12 protein-coding genes, 27 tRNA genes, 1 rRNA gene and 1 riboswitch are annotated in these 16,745 nt (G+C 38.2%); of the genes, 39 read left to right on the top strand and 1 reads right to left on the bottom strand.

The window, feature by feature from the left end; translation table 11 throughout:
- The first annotated feature begins 10 nt into the window (after nt 1-10).
- The 37 genes from rrf (at nt 11) to AAA915_RS03075 (ending at nt 13,999) form a co-directional block, all read left to right on the top strand.
- Nucleotides 11-127 (top strand): 5S ribosomal RNA (rrf, locus tag AAA915_RS03255).
- 4 nt (nt 128-131) lie between these two features.
- Nucleotides 132-204: transfer RNA gene (locus AAA915_RS03250), tRNA-Val, on the top strand.
- Between the two features lie 4 nt (nt 205-208).
- Nucleotides 209-281: transfer RNA gene (locus AAA915_RS03245), tRNA-Lys, on the top strand.
- 12 nt (nt 282-293) lie between these two features.
- Nucleotides 294-375: transfer RNA gene (locus AAA915_RS03240), tRNA-Leu, on the top strand.
- A gap of 32 nt (nt 376-407) precedes the next feature.
- Nucleotides 408-480, top strand: a tRNA-Thr gene (locus AAA915_RS03235).
- Nucleotides 481-491: 11 nt separating this feature from the next.
- A tRNA-Gly gene (locus AAA915_RS03230) sits at nt 492-563 on the top strand.
- A gap of 10 nt (nt 564-573) precedes the next feature.
- Nucleotides 574-659 (top strand) — tRNA-Leu (locus AAA915_RS03225).
- A gap of 9 nt (nt 660-668) precedes the next feature.
- Nucleotides 669-742 (top strand) — tRNA-Arg (locus AAA915_RS03220).
- A gap of 6 nt (nt 743-748) precedes the next feature.
- A tRNA-Pro gene (locus tag AAA915_RS03215) sits at nt 749-822 on the top strand.
- 29 nt (nt 823-851) lie between these two features.
- Nucleotides 852-925 (top strand) — tRNA-Met (locus tag AAA915_RS03210).
- 13 nt (nt 926-938) lie between these two features.
- Nucleotides 939-1,012: transfer RNA gene (locus AAA915_RS03205), tRNA-Ile, on the top strand.
- Nucleotides 1,013-1,053: 41 nt separating this feature from the next.
- Nucleotides 1,054-1,127: transfer RNA gene (locus tag AAA915_RS03200), tRNA-Met, on the top strand.
- Between the two features lie 3 nt (nt 1,128-1,130).
- Nucleotides 1,131-1,204, top strand: a tRNA-Asp gene (locus AAA915_RS03195).
- A gap of 6 nt (nt 1,205-1,210) precedes the next feature.
- Nucleotides 1,211-1,283 (top strand) — tRNA-Phe (locus tag AAA915_RS03190).
- A gap of 12 nt (nt 1,284-1,295) precedes the next feature.
- Nucleotides 1,296-1,366 (top strand) — tRNA-Gly (locus AAA915_RS03185).
- A 5-nt stretch (nt 1,367-1,371) separates the two neighbouring features.
- Nucleotides 1,372-1,445 (top strand) — tRNA-Ile (locus AAA915_RS03180).
- Nucleotides 1,446-1,449: 4 nt separating this feature from the next.
- Nucleotides 1,450-1,539, top strand: a tRNA-Ser gene (locus tag AAA915_RS03175).
- A gap of 310 nt (nt 1,540-1,849) precedes the next feature.
- Nucleotides 1,850-1,921: transfer RNA gene (locus tag AAA915_RS03170), tRNA-Glu, on the top strand.
- Between the two features lie 27 nt (nt 1,922-1,948).
- Nucleotides 1,949-2,035: transfer RNA gene (locus AAA915_RS03165), tRNA-Ser, on the top strand.
- Between the two features lie 10 nt (nt 2,036-2,045).
- A tRNA-Met gene (locus AAA915_RS03160) sits at nt 2,046-2,119 on the top strand.
- Between the two features lie 3 nt (nt 2,120-2,122).
- Nucleotides 2,123-2,196, top strand: a tRNA-Asp gene (locus tag AAA915_RS03155).
- 6 nt (nt 2,197-2,202) lie between these two features.
- Nucleotides 2,203-2,275, top strand: a tRNA-Phe gene (locus tag AAA915_RS03150).
- 6 nt (nt 2,276-2,281) lie between these two features.
- Nucleotides 2,282-2,363: transfer RNA gene (locus AAA915_RS03145), tRNA-Tyr, on the top strand.
- A gap of 4 nt (nt 2,364-2,367) precedes the next feature.
- Nucleotides 2,368-2,438 (top strand) — tRNA-Trp (locus AAA915_RS03140).
- Nucleotides 2,439-2,450: 12 nt separating this feature from the next.
- Nucleotides 2,451-2,523 (top strand) — tRNA-His (locus AAA915_RS03135).
- 7 nt (nt 2,524-2,530) lie between these two features.
- Nucleotides 2,531-2,602, top strand: a tRNA-Gln gene (locus tag AAA915_RS03130).
- A gap of 22 nt (nt 2,603-2,624) precedes the next feature.
- Nucleotides 2,625-2,695, top strand: a tRNA-Cys gene (locus tag AAA915_RS03125).
- Nucleotides 2,696-2,739: 44 nt separating this feature from the next.
- Nucleotides 2,740-2,824: transfer RNA gene (locus tag AAA915_RS03120), tRNA-Leu, on the top strand.
- Between the two features lie 113 nt (nt 2,825-2,937).
- Nucleotides 2,938-4,110, top strand: a complete 1,173-nt coding sequence (locus AAA915_RS03115; protein WP_338199795.1) for a glycosyltransferase family 4 protein — start codon at nt 2,938-2,940, stop codon at nt 4,108-4,110.
- Nucleotides 4,103-5,146, top strand: coding sequence for a glycosyltransferase family 4 protein (locus AAA915_RS03110; protein ID WP_338199793.1), 1,044 nt, complete (start codon nt 4,103-4,105; stop codon nt 5,144-5,146). Before AAA915_RS03115 ends, AAA915_RS03110 begins: the two co-directional genes overlap by 8 nt.
- Nucleotides 5,146-6,171: a lysylphosphatidylglycerol synthase transmembrane domain-containing protein gene (locus tag AAA915_RS03105; protein ID WP_338199791.1), complete on the top strand. Its 1,026-nt coding sequence runs from the start codon at nt 5,146-5,148 to the stop codon at nt 6,169-6,171. Before AAA915_RS03110 ends, AAA915_RS03105 begins: the two co-directional genes overlap by 1 nt.
- A gap of 69 nt (nt 6,172-6,240) precedes the next feature.
- Nucleotides 6,241-8,301: an LTA synthase family protein gene (locus AAA915_RS03100; RefSeq protein WP_338199789.1), complete on the top strand. Its 2,061-nt coding sequence runs from the start codon at nt 6,241-6,243 to the stop codon at nt 8,299-8,301.
- Between the two features lie 68 nt (nt 8,302-8,369).
- Nucleotides 8,370-8,603 (top strand): preprotein translocase subunit SecG, encoded by a 234-nt coding sequence (gene secG, locus AAA915_RS03095; protein ID WP_046324479.1) that lies wholly within the window; start codon nt 8,370-8,372, stop codon nt 8,601-8,603.
- A 73-nt stretch (nt 8,604-8,676) separates the two neighbouring features.
- Entirely contained in the window at nt 8,677-11,001 is a 2,325-nt protein-coding gene (rnr, locus tag AAA915_RS03090) for a ribonuclease R (RefSeq protein WP_338199786.1), read from the top strand.
- A 9-nt stretch (nt 11,002-11,010) separates the two neighbouring features.
- A complete protein-coding gene (gene smpB / locus AAA915_RS03085) occupies nt 11,011-11,469 on the top strand; it encodes an SsrA-binding protein SmpB (RefSeq protein WP_338199784.1) in 459 nt (152 codons plus the stop codon).
- Nucleotides 11,470-11,905: 436 nt separating this feature from the next.
- Nucleotides 11,906-12,562 carry a nitroreductase gene (locus AAA915_RS03080; RefSeq protein ID WP_338199782.1) on the top strand — a complete coding sequence of 219 codons (657 nt, stop codon included), beginning with the start codon at nt 11,906-11,908 and terminating at the stop codon, nt 12,560-12,562.
- A 90-nt stretch (nt 12,563-12,652) separates the two neighbouring features.
- Nucleotides 12,653-13,999 (top strand): hemolysin family protein, encoded by a 1,347-nt coding sequence (locus tag AAA915_RS03075; protein ID WP_338199781.1) that lies wholly within the window; start codon nt 12,653-12,655, stop codon nt 13,997-13,999.
- A gap of 40 nt (nt 14,000-14,039) precedes the next feature.
- Here AAA915_RS03075 and hpt read toward each other — a convergent pair whose 3' ends face one another.
- Complete coding sequence (gene hpt / locus AAA915_RS03070) at nt 14,040-14,609, bottom strand: hypoxanthine phosphoribosyltransferase (RefSeq protein ID WP_174795526.1); 570 nt, start codon at nt 14,607-14,609, stop codon at nt 14,040-14,042.
- Nucleotides 14,610-14,847: 238 nt separating this feature from the next.
- Between hpt and AAA915_RS03065 the strand changes: the two genes are divergently transcribed.
- On the top strand, nt 14,848-15,930 hold the full coding sequence (locus AAA915_RS03065) for a M42 family metallopeptidase (protein WP_338199778.1): 1,083 nt from the start codon (nt 14,848-14,850) through the stop codon (nt 15,928-15,930).
- A gap of 75 nt (nt 15,931-16,005) precedes the next feature.
- Nucleotides 16,006-16,095: riboswitch (TPP riboswitch) on the top strand.
- A gap of 42 nt (nt 16,096-16,137) precedes the next feature.
- The gene (locus tag AAA915_RS03060) at nt 16,138-16,716 is read left to right on the top strand and encodes an ECF transporter S component (protein WP_338199776.1); all 579 of its coding nucleotides are present in this window, start codon (nt 16,138-16,140) and stop codon (nt 16,714-16,716) included.
- Nucleotides 16,717-16,745 lie beyond the last annotated feature (29 nt).

Below are 16,745 nucleotides of genomic sequence, written 5' to 3'. Positions count from 1 at the left end.
AAAGAAAAAGTACGGTGGCAAGAGCAAGAAGGAAACACCTGTAACCATGCCGAACACAGTAGTTAAGCTTCTTCACGCCGAGAGTAGTTGGTGGGAGACTGCCTGCGAGGGTAGGACGCTGCCGTGCATATGGAGGATTAGCTCAGCTGGGAGAGCATCTGCCTTACAAGCAGGAGGTCACAGGTTCGAGCCCTGTATCCTCCATTCCGAGTCGTTAGCTCAGTTGGTAGAGCATCTGACTTTTAATCAGAGGGTCGACGGTTCAAGCCCGTCACGACTCATGGCCCCATTTTGCGGGTGTGGCGGAATTGGCAGACGCGCTAGATTTAGGTTCTAGTGTTTTCGGACGTGTGGGTTCAAGTCCCACCACCCGTATTCGCCAATAATATATACCATATTTACATTTTGCCGATTTAGCTCAGTTGGTAGAGCATCTGTCTTGTAAACAGGGGGTCGTACGTTCAAATCGTATAATCGGCATTCCATATTACGCGGAAGTAGTTCAGTGGTAGAACATCACCTTGCCATGGTGGGGGTCGCGGGTTCGAATCCCGTCTTCCGCTTTCATTACTTGCCGGGGTGGCGGAATTGGCAGACGCACGGGACTTAAAATCCCGCGGTTGGTTTCAACCGTACCGGTTCGACTCCGGTCCTCGGCATTTAGTGATGCGCCCTTAGCGCAACTGGATAGAGTGTCTGACTACGAATCAGAAGGTTGAAGGTTCAAATCCTTCAGGGCGCATAATAACGGGAAGTGGCTCAGTTTGGTAGAGCACCTGGTTTGGGACCAGGGGGTCGCAGGTTCGAATCCTGTCTTCCCGATTGTAATCTAATATATGGTTACATTTGTTGGCGGTGTAGCTCAGCTGGCTAGAGCGTCCGGTTCATACCCGGGAGGTCGAGGGTTCGATCCCCCCCGCCGCTATTTCCCAGAGCTTGGACCTTTAGCTCAGTTGGTTAGAGCAGACGGCTCATAACCGTCCTGTCGTAGGTTCGAGTCCTACAAGGTCCATAAAAGTATGGAGTTTGTTTGTACTTTTAATTTATTATAATCGCGGGATGGAGCAGTCTGGTAGCTCGTCGGGCTCATAACCCGAAGGCCGGTGGTTCAAATCCACCTCCCGCAATATGGTCCATTGGAGCAGTGGTTTATCTCGTCTCCCTGTCACGGAGAAGATCATCAGTTCAAATCTGATATGGACCGTAGGATGGCTCGGTAGCTCAGTCGGTAGAGCAAAGGATTGAAGCTCCTTGTGTCGGCGGTTCGATTCCGTCCCGCGCCATTTATTATTAGTGCGGGTATGGTTTAGTGGTAAAACGAAAGCCTTCCAAGCTTTAGTCGCGAGTCCGATTCTCGTTACCCGCTTTTTGGGGCCTATAGCTCAGCTGGTTAGAGCGCACGCCTGATAAGCGTGAGGTCGATGGTTCAAGTCCATTTAGGCCCATTGTGGAGACTTACTCAAGTGGCTGAAGAGGCGCCCTTGCTAAGGGTGTAGATCGGGTTATTCTGGTGCGAGAGTTCGAATCTCTCAGTCTCCGCTATATAATAAAAAGGCCGTAGATTTTTCTAACGGTCTTTTTGATTGGTAAATTTCAATTATTACTAAGGTTTTATTGAGCAACAAGTTTTAATTTTTCTAGGCTTTGCAATAAAAAAGTTTTATGCGAAAATTATCCAACTTTTTGCACAAAACTCTTGCAAGATGAATCATAATCCTGTATTATTAATAACGTTGTGATTCAGGAACTAACAGGATTTACAGAAGCAACAAAATAAAAAAATAGTTGACTTTTAGTAATAAGTTCGGTATTATAATTAAGCGTCTTGTGACGTAAGAACGATAAATATGACCCGTTGGTCAAGTGGTTAAGACATCGCCCTTTCACGGCGGTAACATGGGTTCAAATCCCGTACGGGTCATTACCATTCTTTGGTATATTTACAATTGGAGGATTACCCAAGTGGCTTAAGGGGACGGTTTTGAAAACCGTTAGACGGTCTTGCCGTGCGTGGGTTCAAATCCCACATCCTCCTTTATTATAATCGCGGGATGGAGCAGTCTGGTAGCTCGTCGGGCTCATAACCCGAAGGCCGGTGGTTCAAATCCACCTCCCGCAATATGGTCCATTGGAGCAGTGGTTTATCTCGTCTCCCTGTCACGGAGAAGATCATCAGTTCAAATCTGATATGGACCGTAGGATGGCTCGGTAGCTCAGTCGGTAGAGCAAAGGATTGAAGCTCCTTGTGTCGGCGGTTCGATTCCGTCCCGCGCCATCACCTGGAGGAGTAGCGAAGTGGCTAAACGCGGCGGTCTGTAAAACCGCTCTCTCTGAGTTCGGCGGTTCGAATCCACCCTCCTCCATAATAGGGATATCGTATAAAGGTAGTACATCGGTCTCCAAAACCGCTAGTGTGGGTTCAATTCCTACTATCCCTGTTAACCTTCATGGCGGAATTGGTGAAGGGGTTAACACACCGGTTTGTGGATCCGGCATACATGGGTTCGAATCCCATATTCCGCCCTAGCATTGGGATATAGCCAAGCGGTAAGGCACTAGACTTTGACTCTATTATGCGCTGGTTCGAATCCAGCTATCCCAATCTATTGTTAATAAAATTCGATGGCGGTGTAGCCAAGTGGTAAGGCAGAGGTCTGCAAAACCTTAATCGTCGGTTCAAATCCGATCCCCGCCTTTATCGGTTCACTCATTGAACTGTTAATTTTAAATTATTGATATGGCGGTGTGGCGGAATTGGCAGACGCGCCAGACTCAAAATCTGGTGTCCGTTTAGGACGTATCGGTTCGACCCCGATCACCGCTATTGTTGGAGCAGCTCTCTTATGAGGGCTGCTTTTATTTTAGTAAATATATATTATATAAAAATTGCACAAGCTTTGTGTAATCTTTATAATACCTTTTATGGAGGTATTTCAGATGAATATAGGTATCTTTACCGATTCATATTTTCCGCAATTAAGTGGTGTAGCCACATCAATCAAAACTTTAAAAGATGCTCTTGAAAAACAAGGTCATAATGTATTTATCTTTACTACTACTGATCCTCATATAAAAAAGGGAGCAGTTGAGGCTAATATCTTTCGCTTTAGTAGTGTTCCCTTTATTTCATTTACTGACCGCCGTGTTGCATTCAGGGGCTTTTTTGAGGCTACAAAAGTGGCTCGGGAAGTTAAACTTGATATTGTCCACACTCAAACTGAATTTGCTTTGGGTTTGATAGGGAAATATGTTGCCCATCAATTGAAAATTCCTGCAATCCATACTTATCACACTATGTATGAAGATTACTTACATTATGTTTTGAATGGTCACTTGCTGAGACCTTATCATGTCAAGCAATTTACCAATGTTTACTTAAAAAATATGGATGGTGTTATTGCCCCTAGTAAGCGCGTAGAAGCACTTTTGAAGCGTTATAGGGTAGATATACCTATGAGAGTAATTCCGACTGGAGTAGACGTAAATAGCTTAAATAAAGCAGCTAATATTGATATGCGCCAGGAACTAGGTATACCTGCTGATGCTCCTGTTTTATTAACTTTGAGCAGAGTTGCTGAAGAAAAAAAGATTGACCGTATTTTGAATGCTATGCCGGAAATTATTGACGAATTTCCTGAAACTCGTTTAGTAATTGCTGGGGACGGCCCTGATATGGAGATTTTGCAGGAGCAGGTTGAACGACTAACATTAGAAGATAATGTAATATTTACAGGTGATGTACCTCATGATGATGTAGGTTCGTACTATAAAATGGCAGACTTGTTTGTTTCAGCCAGTGACACTGAAACACAGGGTTTAACTTACATTGAGGCTTTAGCTTCCGGCACAAAATGCGTCGTTTATGATACGGATTATACAGAACATGTTTTTGATGATGATGAATTTGGCAAAGTCTTTAACGGACCTGGTGAAATGCTAAGCGAAATATTGTTTTATTTAAGAAAAGGGCGCAAGCCAATTCCAACTGAAAAGTTAGCCGCTAAAATGGATCAAATATCGGCTAAAAAATTTGCCAGTTCAGTTTATCAATTCTATCAGGATGTAATTTCAGATTATCAAAAGGATCACAAAGAGGAGTCAAATGATTAGAATTAATATGTTTTCACAGGCTGCGTCTGTAAAAGGGCAAGGAGTTGGTTCAGCATACATAGAATTAATTCACTTACTTAGAACGCACTTAGTCGATAAGTTTTATGTTACAAATAACAAATATGGTGCAAGCGATCTGACTCATTATCATACTGTGAACCCCACTTATTTTGCTAACAGTTTTTCACCAGCCCGTGGCCGCAAAATTGGCTATGTGCATTTTTTGCCTGAAACTCTTGAAGGCTCGGTAAAGTTGCCACCGTTAGCAAAAAAAGTTTTTTACAAATATGTGATTGATTTTTATAAACGAATGGATGAAATAGTCGTTGTTAATCCAATTTTTATAGATAAGTTGGTTAAATATGGCATAAAACGCGAAAACGTTAAATATATTCCTAACTTTGTGGCTAAAGATGAATTTTATCCTGAAAGACAAGAAAAAAAGAACGCGTTTCGTCATCAGCTGGGTATACCCCTTGATAAATTTGTTGTTTTTGGTGATGGCCAAGTACAGGAACGCAAAGGGGTTGATGACTTTGCAAAACTGGCTGTGGCTAATCCAAAAATGCAATTTATATGGGCAGGTGGTTTTTCTTTTGGAAAAATAACAGATGGCTATGACCATTTTAAAAAATTAGTAGATAATCCACCCAAAAATCTCAAATTTACAGGAATTATCGATCGACAAAAACTCGTTGATTATCTCAATATAGCGGATTTATTTGTTTTGCCATCTTATGATGAACTGTTTCCTATGTCTGTACTTGAAGCCTTTAGTTGTGGAACGCCAGTCTTATTAAGAGATCTTGACTTATATCAGGCAATAATTAGTGGCTATTACATGAAAGGGCACGATTTTACAGAAATGAATAATCAATTGCAGGCAGCAGCCCAAGATCCAGCCATTTTAAATAAATATAGTGAACTGTCTGCTGCAGCTAGTGCCAAATACTCAGAGGACAATCTGGCACGGATCTGGGATGAGTTTTATCACGAGCAATATGAAATCGGCCGGAAATTAGGACAAATTCGCTAATGAATAAAAAGCACTTGTGGGGCGTTGCCGTCGTTCTTTTAATCAGTGGTATTGTTTTATATGTTGATTTAAGATCAACTCCTGTTGCCCAGTTAGAGCAGGCAACTCGTAATATCAATGTTATTGCTTTAATTTTGGTGTTCGGCTTAATGCTTCTTTCTTATGTTTTTGAAGCCAGCATTTTAGCCGTTTTAAGTGAACGTAAAAATGAGCCGAAGCGTTCGAAATGGTCTTTTTTCAGAATCCCTTTAATTCAAGCCCTATTTAATGCAATCACTCCGATGTCAACTGGAGGACAGCCTTCGCAATTAGCTGCAATGGTGCAAATGGGCATTGAAGGTGGTCGTGCAACTTCACTTCTTCTTATGAAGTTCATTATCTATCAAATTGTAGTGTTTTTGGCTTATGTCACGACAATCGTTACCGGCTTTCACATGGTAGCAACTAAGTTTGCCGGTTTAGCTATTTTCATTGCCATTGGCTTTTTGATTCATGTTGGTTCGATCATCTTTTTGCTTGCAATTTTGTTTGCCTATAACTGGACTAAAAATGCTGCTAATTGGATCATGAACTTGCTTGCTAAATTTATTAATCGAGATCGTGTCAGTGTTTGGCGCCAAAACACACTTGAAAAGATTGATACTTTTTATGGTGAAAGCCAAAAATTAAAAAAGGAAAAAAAGAAGTTAATTGTTTGTGGCATACTAACCGTTTTACAGCTATTATGCTTTTATTCCATCCCTTACATGACTTTGGTTACGTTAAACGTACCAGCTGATTGGGCGAGCGTAACGCAAATGAATATTATGATTATCATGTTTATGGCGATAATACCAATTCCGGGAGCATCCGGCGGAGCAGAATATAGTTTTCAGACTTTGTTTTCTACCTTTATTTCCTCCAATGGTAGGTTAATTGTAGGGATGTTTTTGTGGCGCTTTGTGACCTATTTTTTTGGCATGATCTTAGGAATTTTTGGCTGGATATTTAAGCCTAAAAAAGTAGTGAGCCCGTCAAATAATTAATTTTTATTAAAATCCCTGCTTATAACTGCAGTTAAGGGTAAGATATAAGCTTAGTGAGAGGAGAATAAGATGACACGGATCAAGTCTTTTCTACAATGGCTGACACAAACCAAACTAGGCTTTTTTACTATTGTTTTAGTGACCTTTTGGTTAAAGACTTACGTTATTTATCTGACAAAATTTAATCTCGGTGCTGAAGGTGCAATGCAGAATTTTCTGTTGTTTTTAAATCCTTTACCAGCAGGCTTGCTTTTATTGGGCATTAGTCTTTTCTTTAAAGGCAGAAAATCATATTGGATTTTGATTGCAACTGATTTTGTACTCAGTTTGTGGTTATTTGCCAACATTCTTTATTATCGTGAATTTTCTAATTTTTTGTCGTTATCAATTATTAAGACTTCCGGCTCAACAGCGGATAATTTAGGTAAAAGTATTGTTGGGATTACCCGGGCAACTGATTTTTTAACTTTCATTGATATTGCCCTAGTTATTATCTTGATGGTTAGCAAGATAGTTAAATACGATTTACGACCTTTAAAGCTTAAATTTAATCTTTTACTTGAAGGTATCGCAGTTCTTCTGATAGGGATTAATTTGATGATGGCCCAAAAAGATCGTCCTGGTTTATTGACGAGAACTTTTGACAACAGTTATATTGTTAAATATTTGGGTATGAATGAATATGCCGTTTATGATGCATTTAAGACTGCACAAACAAGTGAACAAATGGCTAAGGCAAATGTTTCTGATTTGCAATCAGTCAAAAAGTACTTGAAGCTTAATTATGTAAAACCCAATAGTGCGTATACTGGAGTAGCCAAGGGCAAAAACGTGATGATCATTCACCTTGAAAGCTTTCAGCAATTTTTAATAGGGTACAAATGGAAAGGCAAAGAGGTCACTCCTAATTTAAATAAACTTTATCACGCTAAAAATACGCTCAGTTTTTCTAATTTTTACAATCAAGTTGGACAAGGAAAAACGTCGGATGCTGAAATGATGCTGGAAAATTCTCTTTTTGGTTTGCAGTCTGGTTCAGCCATGTCCAGTTATGGTACTTCAAATACGTTTGAGAGCGCCCCTGCAATTTTAAATCAACAGGGTGGATATACTACGGCGGTTATGCACGGCGGCGCCGGTTCTTTTTGGAACCGCAATAATGCTTATAAACAATTTGGTTATGAATATTTTATGCCGCTTTCTTATTATCAAAATAAGCCCAAATATTACATCGGCTATGGTTTAAAAGACAAGATTTTCTTCTCTCAGTCTATTAAATATATTGAACGTTTGCCGCAACCCTTTTATCTTAAATTAATAACGGTCACCAATCACTATCCTTATGATTTAGATAAGAAAAATCAGTCAATTGCTAAGACTGAAACTGGTGATGAAACGGTTGATGGCTACGTTCAAACTGCCCATTATCTCGACCAGGCGATTGGTCAGTTAATGCGGTGGCTGAAAAAAACAGGTCTGGATAAAAACACTTTGCTGGTTTTTTATGGCGATCATTATGGTATTTCCGGCAATCACCACAAGGCTAGTGCAGAGCTTCTTAACCAAGATGAATTTACTAATTTCGATAATCTGAAGTTCCAACGGGTTCCGTTGATGTTCCATATGAGGGGCCTAAAGGGTGGCATTAAAAAAACCTATGGTGGAGAAATTGATGTACTACCTACACTGCTTAATTTACTTGGAATTAAGAACCAAAAAACGATCCAGTTTGGTCATGACTTGTTAAGTAAAAAAGCACCTCAAATAGTTGCACAACGTAACGGTGACTTCATCACGCCGTTATATGCCAAAGTTGGCAGCACCTATTATGATACCAAGACAGGCGAAGAAATAATTAAGCCAGATAAAAAATTAAAGGCTGAGCTGGTAGCAATATCAAACAAAGTAACAACTCAGCTTTCATTATCTGACCGTGTTATCGCTGGCAATCTTTTACGTTTTTACCATCCCAAATGGTTTAAAAAGGTGAAGCCGCAAGATTACGACTATAATGAGCAAAAGGCTCTGAAAAAACTGTATTCAAAAAATAAAACTTCTCTGTGGTATAAAAATCATCAGAAAACAACACAAAATGAATTTAAAACTGATGCTCCGGAGCTCGAAAAATAAAACTCGAAATTAAATCTATTTTGTGCTAAAATTTACCAGTAACGTATCTGTATATTGGAGGCAGCGCATTGTACAATTTATTTATGACGCTACTAATTATTGTTTCAATCTTAATCATTATTGCGACAATGATGCAGCCGCAAAAACAGCAAGATGCATTGAATGCACTCTCTGGCGGTGCAGTTTTTAGTGGTCAAACGAAGAAACGTGGTTTTGAAGCATTTATGGAAAAAGTAACCTCTGTTTTACTGGTTCTCTTTTTCGCTTTTGCTATTGTATTAGCTTATTTGTCTTCAAAATAACTAATGGTTCCTCCCGATCAAGCGATGGGAGGACTTTTTTTATCTTTTTAATGAGGAAATGGAGTTAAAGTGCATGGCACAAAACGAGAACATCTTAGCTAATGTTTTAGAGATTTTTCGTCATAATCCTAAAAAACAATATCAAGTAGAACAAATTGACCGTATGTTACGTAGAGACAGACTCGGCAATTTTTCTGATATGGTCAAAGCATTATCTTATTTAGAACAAAAAAAGAAAATAATTACTGACGGTAACGGTCACTACCAATTAGCGCAGGAAAATACTGAAGTTGAGGGAATATTTAAAGCTAACAGTAAGGGCTTTGGCTTCGTCAAACTTGATGATGAAGATGCTGATGATATTTTTATTGCCCGCGACTACACTGAATATGCTGTTGACGGGGACAGTGTTAAGGTTAAGATTACTGCAGGTGGTAATCCCTGGAATGGTAAAGGTCCTGAAGGTCAAGTAGAGCAAATTCTTGAGCGGGGGACCAAGACACTTGTGGGCGAATTTTACCCTATGACCGATGCCCAAGTGAAAATTAGTCATTTTATTGGTTATGTTCTAAGCTCAAATAAAAAGCTGGCCAATTATCGGGTTTATATCAGCCAAGACGGTTTGCGTCCTCAAAAGCAGGACATTGTTAAAGTAGCTATTGCAAGTTACCCTGACAAGAACAACCCCGATTCAATGACCGGAGTAGTTACCAATATCATTGGTAACAAAAACTTACCTGGTGTGGACATTATGGCGATCGTTTCAGAGCATGACGTTCGCACTGAATGGGCCGATGATGCTCTTGCTCAAGCTAATGCCATACCTGATCATGTAACTGAAGCTGAAATTGCAGACCGTGAGGATATTAGGGATCAGCCTGCTGTTACAATTGATGGTGATGATTCAAAGGACTTTGATGATGCAGTCGTGTTATGGAAATTGCCTAACGGTAACTATCATTTAGGTGTTCATATCGCTGATGTGGCTCACTATGTGACAGAAAATTCCCCTTTGGATAAGGAAGCTTTTACCAGAGGCAACAGTACTTATTTAGTTGATCGCGTTATTCCAATGTTGCCTTTTAGGCTTTCAAATGGCATATGCTCCCTCAATGAAGGTCAAGATCGATTAGTATTATCCTGTGAAATGGAAATTTCTCCTGAAGGACAGAGGGTTAATTATCGTATTCATCCTTCAGTGATGAGATCACATGGCCGAATGACATATAACAATGTCAATAAAGTTTTAGATCCTGAAAATCATGAAGATCTTGAAGAAAAATACGTTAAACTTGCTCCCATGCTGCAGGATATGGCTGAACTGCACAATATTTTATACCAGCAGAGGCATCAACGTGGTGCAATTGACTTTGAAGAACCTGAAGCAAAGATTATTGTGGATGATCAGGGTAAACCAACGGATATTGTGTTACACGATCGCGGAATAGCTGAGAAGATGATTGAATCCTTCATGTTACTGGCAAATGAAACTGTTGCGGAAGACTTTTATCGTAAGCACGTTCCGTTTCTATATCGTGTGCATGAAACTCCTGATGGTGAACGTATTAAGAGCTTCTTTGAGTTTTGCAGTGCATTTGGTTTGCATATTACAGCTGATCCTAACCATGTTAAACCAATTGATTTACAAAAAGTAGTTGCTAAAACTACTGGTACTCCAGAAGAAGCTGTAGTCCAAATGATGATGCTTCGCAGCTTAAAGCAGGCACATTATTCAGAAGAACCTTTAGGGCACTTTGGTTTGGCAGCTAAGTTCTATACCCACTTTACTTCACCAATCAGAAGGTATTCAGATCTGATGGTTCACAGAATGATTCACGCTTACAGTGAAAAAGGGACTGACAAGAAGGTACAGGATCATTTTGCCAGTTATTTGCCAGATGTGGCTGATCAAACTTCAACTCAAGAAAGAGTTTCTGTTGATACTGAAAGAGAAGTTAATGATTTGAAAATGACCGAATTTATGGCTGATAAAGTGGGTGATCACTTTGATGCTGTAGTGTCTTCTGTTACCAGCTTTGGTATGTTTATTCAATTACCAAACACTGTAGAGGGACTTATTCACATTTCCAATTTAACAGATGATTTTTACAATTATAATGAAAAAAGTATGACGCTAACTGGTCGTGGCACTCATAAACAGTATCACGTAGGGATGCCTCTTAAGGTCACTTTGACAAATGCCAATGTTGAACAACATCAACTGGACTTTGAAATATATGATCCCAATGCCCCTAAAAAGCCTCACAATAACCGCGGCGTTAAAACTGAAAGGCGGGGTAATCGGGGTTTTCGTAATGATCACGCACATAAAGGTCACTACCGTAACAATTTTCAAAAAAATGGCAATCATCCACATTTAAGTAGATATAAACATTAGGTTGAAAAATTGAAAAAAGAAAAAAATGAGAATTTAATTGCTCAGAATAAAAAAGCACATCATGACTATTTTATTAAGGATACGTATGAAGCCGGTATTGCTTTGACAGGTACAGAGATTAAATCCGTACGTGCAAGACGTATTAACTTGCGCGATGGCTATGTCCAAGTTATTAATGGTTCGGCTTTTCTCGAAAATGTCCACATTAGTGAATATAAGCAAGGTAATCGTTATAACCATGAACCTCTTCGTTCAAGAAGATTACTTTTGCATAAAAAGCAACTTGCGCGACTTGCTAAAGATCAATCTACGCGGGGTATTGCAATTATCCCTTTGAAGGTTTATCTTAAACATGGTTTTGCCAAAGTTCTTATTGGTGTTGGCCAAGGAAAGAAAAAATATGATAAGCGCGAAACCATTAAGAAACGTGATCAAGAGCGTGAATTACGCAGGCAATATAAAATTTAAGAACGGTTTGATTAGTTTTCTAGTTGAACTGTTTTTTAATTCTGCATTTGTGTTAAAATTAGCAACTTATCAGTGCTTTGCTTGTTTATTTATATATAATTAAGTAATACTAATATAGTGTAAATGAAGTATGAACGGCTTTTATGCTTTAAACAGAAGTTGTCCTTAGAACAATTTTGCTAGAAATATTTTGTTAATCTTACTGAATACATTTGCAATATTGTGTATAATTATTAATATAATTAATGTTTATATGACTGAATTTATTAGATAGTAATACTTTAATTTATAGCTTGATATAAAAGTGTAAACAAGTGAGTATAGCAAAAAACGAGTGTTTTTGATTAATTCTACCTGTTTTTAAAATTTTAGAGAGATTTTGTTTAATAAGTAGAGTGTTTGATAATGCTATTTATATGTAAGGATTTGAGTCGTAATGGAATTTGATAAAGTTTATAACCATGAACGAGTTACTCGCAAGTTTACCAATAGAAAAGTTAATGAAAAGTTACTTGCTAATATTATTAAAAGGGCACAATTATCCCCGTCACTGCTTAACTCGCAACCTTGGAAAGTATATATGTTAACTGGTGACGCACTTGCTGGTTTAAAAAAAGAGGTCAAATCTCAAATAGAGAACAATATTGAGCCTCATGAAGATTTTGTCAAAATGCTGTCACTTAATTGGGATTCATATCCCAGTCAAAATATGGCTGCAGTTGGAGCAACCCAACCATATTTTTTCAATAATAAAATGGATTTATTTTCAGAATCAAATAACAATATGTTTAATGCTCAGGATGTGGCATTTCTCACGATTCCAAAGAATTCCCCTGTTTGGTCAGTTTACGATTTAGGGATTTTTTCACAGAGCATTATGTTACTGGCCCTTAATGCAGGATTGTCAATTATGCCGGCACACTCAATGGTATCTTATCCTGAATTAGTGCGTAAATATGGCAAAATTCCGGAAGATGAACTCATTGGTATGGCAATTGGTCTAGGATATCAAGATAATGCAGCTGAGGTTAATGATCCCAAATTTTATCCAGATCGTTTGCCGTTCGAGAAAATATATAAATTAGTTAAATAGACAAGTAATTCAATTTAAATAAAGCGCTATTAATGATAAAATATTTAATAGGAAATTTTAACGGTTATACTGATAAGGATGATATAGATTTTGAGTACAGCCCAAATAGTTACTAATTTAATAGCAACTTTAGTTATTTTTGTTTTTGCATCATTCTTTGTTGCTGCAGAATTTGCTTTGGTTCAAACCAGGCCCAGCCAGCTTGAAGATATGTTGTCTAATAAAATTGGCAACCATCGCAAAGTAAAGCGCGCTTTGCATATGACTCATAATTTAAATGAATACCTTTCAACGACACAGGTCGGAACTACTTTAGTTGGTGTAGTTTTGGGCTGGTTTTCAGCGGATACTTTGGCTGCAATATTTGAGAGAGCATTTAATTTATTAGAACTTAATCATGCGCTAATTCGTTCGCTAAGTGCAATTTTAGGTGTAATTCTGTTAACCTATTTAGAAGTCGTAGTAACAGAAATTGTGCCCAAGAATATTGCGATTGATATGCCAGTAAAAATTTTGCTTAAAATTGTTACCCCTCTGCAGCTTTTCCATACCTTGGTTTATCCTTTCGTTTGGTTACTTAATGCTAGTTCAAATGGCCTACTTAAAATGTTAGGTTTTGAGCCGGCTGATGAAGAAAATCAGGTTTACTCGCAATCTGAAATCATTAAGTTATCGCGAAAAGCCGTTCATGGTGGCTCGCTTGATAAAAACGATCTGACATATATGAAACGTGCTTTTGAGTTGAATGACAAAATAGCAAAAGATATTATGACGGATAGAACACGGTTAGTGGTTATTAATTCGACTGATTCTATCAAGCAGGCTCTTAAGTTGTACTTGGATGAAGGTTCAAGCAGAATTCCAGTTGTTCGAGATAATAATAAAGATGACATTGTTGGTTACATTTATGCTTTTGATGTTATTCAACAGAGCCAGATTGACGATAAGGTGCCAGTTACACGTATTATTAGAACGATGATTACAGTGCCCGAATCTATGCCGATTCAAGACATTTTGCAATTAATGATTAAAAAGCACACGCCAATTGTTTTGGTAGTGGATGAATACGGCGGCACCAGTGGAATAGTCACGGATAAAGACATCTATGAGGAATTATTCGGTACTGTTAAAGACGAAATAGATGACGTTTCTGATGATTATATTATTAGAGACGAGCAAGGCAATATTCATGTATCAGGCAAAACGACTTTATATGATTTTGCCAGATATTTTAAGACTGATTTAAAAAGTTTCCAAGATAGTGATATTATCACTATTGGTGGCTATATGATGGAACATTATCCAGACTTAAAAAAGGGCGAAAAAGTTAAATTAGAGGGTTTTGAATTTAAGCTTGATGATATCGAACAGGGTTTCATGCGCTGGTTTATCGTTAAAAATATTAACGAAAAAGCAAAAGAGGCTCAAGAAGAATAAAGGCATTAAAAAAGAGTTGTCCACGTGACAACTCTTTTATTTATTTATTATTAACCAGTTTAATAATTTCGGGTTTTAATACACCAATATAACGCAGGTTACGATAATAATTCATGAAATCGAGTCCATAGCCTACTACAAACTCATTACCAACCTTTGAACCATAATATTCAACATCAACGTCGACGTTACGATTTGCTTCCTTGTTAAGTAAAACGCAGCATTTAACGCTTTTTGCTCCACGCTTTTCGAGCAACTTTTTCATAAAGTCTAAAGTCAGACCAGTGTCAACAATGTCTTCAACGATTAAAACATCACGATCTTTCACATCAGATGCTAAATCAGAAACTAGCTTAACTTTCCCGGAAGACTCCATTTCATTACCGTAGCTTGAGACATCGAGAAAATCAATTTCAGCTTTGACGTCCATTTCTCTAACCAAATCAGTTAAAAAGAAAACAGCACCTTTGAGAGCACCGACGATTAAAGGTTTCTTACCAGCATAATCGTTAGTAAGCTGCTTTCCTAACTTAACACACATTTGGTGAATGTCATCTTCACTAAACAATTTATGATCAATAATATTATTAATATTGTCGTTTTTTGGCATTTATCTACCCTTCATTGTAAAACAATTTAAATTCCTAATATTTCGATTATATCATTTTTTTGCTAAAAAAACAGACCATTTTCAACTATTTTCACTTTTTTTACGGTCAATTACGTACAAAAAGTAGCTATATTGTCAAAAGCAGTAAGATAATTCTCGATTTGCTTAAATTTTTAACGTGCAACCTCAGTTTTTGGTAAAATTAAAGAATAAGATATTTTTAGTGAAAGGTAAAAAAATGCAAAAACAACAAGAAATTAAAATGCTCAAGGCTTTTTCTGATGCCAATTCCACCTCCGGCTTTGAAGGAGAATTTGTTAAACTATTTACCGCAACTGTCCAAGATTTTGCTGACGTGAAGGTTGATGGCATGCTCAATGTGTATGCCAGCAAAAAGGAAAACAAACCAGGCCGGCCAGTAATTCAGCTGGATGCACATTCAGATGCAGTTGGCTTTATTACCCAAGCTGTCCGTCCTAACGGCATGATTAAGTTTGTACCACTTGGCGGGTGGGTTAAATATAATATTCCTGCTCTGCGCGTAAAAATTAAAAATCGTGCAGGTGAATATGTTCCTGGTGTAGTGGCCACTAAACCGCCTCATTTTATGACCGCGGCCGAAAAAAATAATGTACCGGACGTAGCTGATATGTCTATTGACGTGGGTTCCAGTTCTCGTGCTGAAACAATTAATGATTATCAAATTGATACTGGTTGTCCTATTTTTGTGGATGTCAAGTGTGAATACAATGAAAAATCCGGTTTGTTTTTCGGCAAAGATTTTGATGACCGTTTTGGCGCAGCTGCTATGGCTGATGTGCTAGATAATTTAAAAGGTGAACAAACTGCATTTAACGTTGTGGCAGCACTTTCCAGCCAGGAAGAAGTTGGTTTGCGTGGTGCATACGTAACAGCACGTGCAGTAAAGCCTGATTTAGCAATCGTTCTTGAATCTTGTCCAGCAGATGATACCTTTACCCCAGAGTGGTTATCGCAAACTGGACTGAAGAGGGGGCCGATGTTGCGTGACATGGATACGTCCTTTTTGCCTAATCCTAAATTTCAACAATATGCCTGCGATTTAGCTGATAAGAACAATATTCCGTATACTCGCTCTGTCCGCACTGGCGGTGGCCAGGATGGAGCCGCCATTTATTATGAAAATGGTGCACCAACCATAGTGATTGGCATTCCAGTTCGTTATGAACATTCTCCTTATTGTTTTAGTGCTTATTCTGACTTTAAAGCATCTGTTGATTTGGCGCTTGCTATTATTCGTGATTTAACTAAAGAAAAGCTGGCAAGTTTTAGTCAATTTTAATATCATCAGTCACGGTGAAATTATAAAATAACCTGCAGCTCTTTTTAAAGTATGATATAATAGTAAAAATTGAATAGCAGTCACTAGGGGTGCCAAAAAGCTGAGAAATACCCTCTGAACCTGATCGGGACAATACCTGCGTTAGGGAAGTGTAAAATTAAGTAATAATGATACTCCTACTGACATGTAAAGTTAGGAGTATTTTTTATGTTTACTAGAACTTCAAAATGGAATGTAAAGTCGATTATTTTAATTGCGTTAATTGGAATTATTATGGGAGTCATTTATACATATGGCTTTAACTGGGCTTTTAATTTAATAAAAATGCTGTTGGTGCCAACAGGTTTCGCACCGGTGACTGATACTGTTTTTACAGGTTTATGGCTTATGGCCGGACCTTTAGCGATGTATTTTGTTCCTACTGCAGGATCCGGTACGATCGGAGAATTATTAGCTTCTGTGGTTGAAATGGCAATAGGTGGTCAGTGGGGTGCCACGACAATTCTTTCCGGAATTATCCAAGGTGCCACTAATGAAATCGGCTTTTTCCCTAAAAAAGAACGTTATCAAAATTTTACTTGGAAAAGCGTTTTAACTGGTGCGTTTTTTGCTTCATTTGGGTGCTTTGTTCCCTCATATATTTTATATGGCTGGAGCAAATTTAGTATGCAAGTACAAATCGTAATGCTTATTACCAATATCATTTCTGCTCTGGTTTTTGATGGCGTTTTAGTTAAACTGATTACGAATTTATTTGATAAAGCATTGAAACCAAAAATAGCCTAAATATTTAAAAAGGAGTATTGCTCTTTGAA

Origin of the sequence: Lactobacillus rizhaonensis (assembly GCF_036246345.1) — a bacterium.
GTDB lineage: Bacteria > Bacillota > Bacilli > Lactobacillales > Lactobacillaceae > Lactobacillus > Lactobacillus rizhaonensis.
The sequence above is the reverse complement of the archived record's forward strand: the minus strand, read 5'-3'. Positions and strand labels throughout refer to the sequence as shown.

What these genes read in the sequence shown, in the direction of transcription:
- AAA915_RS03110 (WP_338199793.1), top strand. Translation starts at nt 4,103, where the DNA reads ATGATTAGAATTAATATGTTTTCACAGGCTGCGTCTGTAAAAGGGCAA.
- AAA915_RS03065 (WP_338199778.1), top strand. Translation starts at nt 14,848, where the DNA reads ATGCAAAAACAACAAGAAATTAAAATGCTCAAGGCTTTTTCTGATGCC.
- hpt (WP_174795526.1), bottom strand. Translation starts at nt 14,609, where the DNA reads ATGCCAAAAAACGACAATATTAATAATATTATTGATCATAAATTGTTT.
- rnr (WP_338199786.1), top strand. Translation starts at nt 8,677, where the DNA reads ATGGCACAAAACGAGAACATCTTAGCTAATGTTTTAGAGATTTTTCGT.
- AAA915_RS03060 (WP_338199776.1), top strand. Translation starts at nt 16,138, where the DNA reads ATGTTTACTAGAACTTCAAAATGGAATGTAAAGTCGATTATTTTAATT.
- AAA915_RS03100 (WP_338199789.1), top strand. Translation starts at nt 6,241, where the DNA reads ATGACACGGATCAAGTCTTTTCTACAATGGCTGACACAAACCAAACTA.
- AAA915_RS03105 (WP_338199791.1), top strand. Translation starts at nt 5,146, where the DNA reads ATGAATAAAAAGCACTTGTGGGGCGTTGCCGTCGTTCTTTTAATCAGT.
- AAA915_RS03080 (WP_338199782.1), top strand. Translation starts at nt 11,906, where the DNA reads ATGGAATTTGATAAAGTTTATAACCATGAACGAGTTACTCGCAAGTTT.
- AAA915_RS03115 (WP_338199795.1), top strand. Translation starts at nt 2,938, where the DNA reads ATGAATATAGGTATCTTTACCGATTCATATTTTCCGCAATTAAGTGGT.